General features: G+C 72.5%; 5 protein-coding genes. All 5 read right to left on the reverse strand.

The window, feature by feature from the left end; translation table 11 throughout:
* Positions 1 to 49: 49 nt before the first annotated feature.
* Positions 50 to 625, reverse strand: a complete 576-nt coding sequence (locus GKQ77_RS29920) for a hypothetical protein (protein WP_219692250.1) — start codon at positions 623 to 625, stop codon at positions 50 to 52.
* Positions 626 to 901: 276 nt separating this feature from the next.
* A complete protein-coding gene (locus GKQ77_RS29925) occupies positions 902 to 1,114 on the reverse strand; it encodes a hypothetical protein (RefSeq protein WP_219692251.1) in 213 nt (70 codons plus the stop codon).
* 111 nt (positions 1,115 to 1,225) lie between these two features.
* The gene (locus tag GKQ77_RS29930; protein ID WP_219692252.1) at positions 1,226 to 2,392 is read right to left on the reverse strand and encodes a hypothetical protein; all 1,167 of its coding nucleotides are present in this window, start codon (positions 2,390 to 2,392) and stop codon (positions 1,226 to 1,228) included.
* 109 nt (positions 2,393 to 2,501) lie between these two features.
* Complete coding sequence (locus tag GKQ77_RS29935) at positions 2,502 to 3,266, reverse strand: bestrophin-like domain (RefSeq protein WP_219692253.1); 765 nt, start codon at positions 3,264 to 3,266, stop codon at positions 2,502 to 2,504.
* A 15-nt stretch (positions 3,267 to 3,281) separates the two neighbouring features.
* Positions 3,282 to 3,410 carry a hypothetical protein gene (locus GKQ77_RS33725; RefSeq protein ID WP_258022213.1) on the reverse strand — a complete coding sequence of 43 codons (129 nt, stop codon included), beginning with the start codon at positions 3,408 to 3,410 and terminating at the stop codon, positions 3,282 to 3,284.
* Positions 3,411 to 3,535 lie beyond the last annotated feature (125 nt).

Here is a 3,535-nt window from a genome sequence, read left to right on the forward strand (position 1 = left end):
CCTCCGGGACCTGGAGACGTCCCGGGGGCGAGGCGGTGCCGATGGCGGGTCAGGAGCTGTCGTCGCCGGTGCGGCGCCGCGTCTTGTAGTAGGCGGTGGCGAGGGTGCCGAGGATCAGTGTGCCGCCGAGGGCGATCTCGTGCAGGTCGAGCCCGCCGAGGCTGCCGCCGACGCCGGCCTTGACGCCCTTGTGGACGGGGTTCTGGTTCGGATACTGCTGCTGGTCGTGATTCTGGTTCGGGTTCTGGTGGTTGTTGCCGTCGGGGCGGCCGGTGGCGATGGTGAGGTCCGTCTTGCCGGTCTCGCCCTTGCAGTCGAACGTCACCTCGTACATCGCCCCCGGCTTGGCGTCCCAGAACACCTTGGCCGTGGTCGAGGCCTGCCCCTTGGGGATGTGGGCGTCGTCGAAGATCCCGGAGGTGACCTTGGTGTCGCCCTCGCAGCCGTCGACGCTGAGGGTGACCTGGCCGCCCGCGGCGACCGTCGAGGGGGTCACGCGGAAGCCGAACGAGGTGATGTTGTTGTTCGTCTCGTCGCGCGTGACGTTCGCCGACGCGGGCGGGATCGTGAGCGTCAGGACGGTGGCGGTGAGCAGAGCTGCCGAAGCGACGCGTATCGCGTGCATGGTGGATCCTCCGGGTCCCCGAGGAGCAGCCGCGGACCTTCTTCCGCTGACGCCTGGAATGCACCTCGATGCCGGAAACGCTAGGTATGCTCCCGTGCCCCCGCGATCGGTGTCGTGCGAACGGGGCAATCCTGTCCGCCGGTCAGGGGAACGGCACGGCGCGGCGCACCGGAGGGGGCGGCTCCGTATGGGAAGGGGCGCGGGGCCGGACGGTGGCGGCGCTCAGCGCCCGCGCGGTTCGGGCCCGCGCGGTTCGGGCCGGGACCCGGGCCGAGGTTACGGCTCGGGCCATACGTGAGGTCCGCCGCGCCACTCGACGAGGTGCGGGTCGTCGAGCTCGATGTCGGCCTCGCCGAGCCCCGCGCGCCGCAGGAACTCCACGAGGTCGCGGTCGCCGTGCGCGACGCCGGCGTCCTGTCCGCGCACGGTGACCCGTCGGCCGCCGTCGGCGGCGGGTGGATGGATGATGATCGGTGACTGCCAGGGCATGGCACCAGAATGCGCCGGACCGGGGCGCGGCGCAGCACGATTCACGGCCATAGGAGTAGGCAGGGTGGGCAGGCATGAGCAGGGGCCATGGCGCGCCCGATGGGACGGGCGTCAGGCGTCGAGACGTTCCGTGTACGCCTCGGTCGGCGGGTAGGGCGAACTCCTTGTCATGCCGACGGACCAGAACCCCGCGGTGCCGGGGACGGCCGTCACGTCGTTCAGGTAGGGGGCCCTCGTCTCGCTCGCCGGGCCCCGGACGACGGTCCAGTCGGCGCCGTCCCTGCGCAAGTACGTACTGCGGCTCTGGTCCTGGTAATTCCACCCCGATATCCAGGCGGCCCGGCCCTGCGCGTCGCCCGCGATCCCGGACAACGCCCCGACGGTGAAGGCGGGTTGCACCCGGGTCCACGCCGTGCCGTCCCAGTGGGCGAGGGCGGGGTTGCCGGGGCGTCCCGGTGGTCCGCCGACGCCCGCCTCGGTGCCCACGGCCCATACGTCGTCCGCGGCGGCCGCGTGCACGTCGGCGATGCCCAGGCGGGCGCCCGCGATCGGGGGCAGCACCGTCCAGGAGCCGTTCCACCGGGCCACGAGACCCGACCAGCCGCCACCCGAGGCCTGGTCACCGCTGACCCAGACCTCGTCCGGTGTGCGCAGGAAGATCCGGTACAGGTTGGCGCTCGCGACCGGCAGCGGGTCGAGCCATCGCCATCGTCCCCCGTCCCCGAGGAGCAGCCGCGCCGCGCCGGCCCGGGTGCCGCAGATCCACACCCGCCGATCGGCGCCGACCGCCACCGAGTCGAGCCGGACACCCGGCTCGCCCCTGCCCGGGAACGTGGCCTCGCGCCAGGTCGTCCCGTTCCAGCGCAGCAGCGGGCTCGCGTTCCCGCTGGGGAGGCCTACGCTCCAGGCCGCGGTGGAGCAGACACCGGCCACGTCGCTCAGGCGGCCGGTGTAGTCCAAGTGCGACAGGTCGCTCTTCGACCAGGTGCTGCCGTTCCAGGACATGGCCAGTGCCCGCGTCTGCGACGACACCGTGAGGTTCTCCTCGCCGACGGCCCAGGCCAGTCCCGGCCCGGCCGCGGCGATGCGGCGCAGCTGTGCGGCCGGGATGCTGCCGGGCGCCGGGACGACCCGCCAGTCCTGTAAGGCCCGCCCGTCCTGGAGCGTGCGCCGGTCCTGCGGGGTTCGCCGGTCTCCCGGCCGGGGCGTCGGCGCGTCGGCCCGGGCCGGGTCCGAACCGAGGGCGATCCCGGAGAGCGCGCCGATCGTCCCCGCCACAAATCCTCTTCGTCTCACCGCTGGTCCCTTCCACGCGGTTCCACTCGGACAGGAGGAACCACCGTGGACCGGCGGCGCACGCGGGACTAGCCACGCAGGTGACAAACCCTCAGCCGTCGAGCCCCGGGAACAGCGCCTTGAACGGTTCCGCGGTCGCCGCGATGCCCCGGCTGTACGGGGCGTCGAAGTCCCAGATGAGGAAGAGCAGGAAGGCGAAGAGGGCGGAGAAGAGACCGGCGAGGATCAGCTCGCGCGGGGTGCGGCGGATCTGCAGCGCGAAGATCATGCCGATCGTCACGAGCCCGCCGATGATCAGCCCGAACCAGACCACGCCGGGCATGGTCGCCCCGACGCTGTCCGCGCGGGCGCTGCGCGCGTCGTCCGCCGCCGCCACCTCGTCGACCAGCGGCTGGTACGCCTGGGCCTCGAAGTCCGACTTCGGTTCGTAGTCGGTGACGTCGTGGCGGATCCGGGCGAGGAGATCGGCGCCGCGGTCGGTGAGCTCACCCTTGTCGGACATGGCGTCCCACTCCGTGGTGACGACATGGCTGACGTAGGTGCGCACATCGGCGCGGATGCGGTCCCGGACGTCCTCCGGGTAGATGCGCGCCCGCTCCGAGATCTCGTGCAGCGCCTGGGCCTCCACCCGCACGTGTTCCTGGGCGGCGCCGCGCGCCTCCCAGACGCCCGCGATGGCGAGGCCGAGCACGATGGCGTAGACGACGCCGATCATCATCGTCATGTACTCGATGACGTCAGGCGTCTCCGACGCGTCGTAGTCCGCGCCGGTCCTGCGGTGCCGCAGCAGTGTCACGACGAGCACGACGCCACAGGCGGCCGCCATCGCGAGGGTGAGAACAAGCCATTCCGACATGGGGACCTCCGGCGGTCAGCGCGGGCGGAGCGCGGCGACGGCGAGCACCGCGGGCGCCGTGATGAGCAGGGTGAGCGAGACGAGGGACGGGCCGCCGCGCGGCGGCCGGTTGCGGGACGGGGCGTGGTACGCCGGATATGTCACGGATGGCGATGGCTTGGTTGTTCTGCTCGGAACGGGACGCTTGGGCTTGGGCGTTGGCTTCGCCGCGGGCGCCGGAGGCGGGGCCGGGGCGAGAGCCGGCTTCGGTGTCACCTTCGGCTTCGGGG

The sequence above is a fragment of the Streptomyces anatolicus genome, assembly GCF_019400875.1.
Classification (GTDB): domain Bacteria; phylum Actinomycetota; class Actinomycetes; order Streptomycetales; family Streptomycetaceae; genus Streptomyces; species Streptomyces anatolicus.

Excerpts from the sequence above, each read along its gene's own strand:
- GKQ77_RS29920 (WP_219692250.1), bottom strand. The coding sequence starts at position 625 with ATGCACGCGATACGCGTCGCTTCGGCAGCTCTGCTCACCGCCACCGTC.
- GKQ77_RS29925 (WP_219692251.1), bottom strand. The coding sequence starts at position 1,114 with ATGCCCTGGCAGTCACCGATCATCATCCATCCACCCGCCGCCGACGGC.
- GKQ77_RS29935 (WP_219692253.1), bottom strand. The coding sequence starts at position 3,266 with ATGTCGGAATGGCTTGTTCTCACCCTCGCGATGGCGGCCGCCTGTGGC.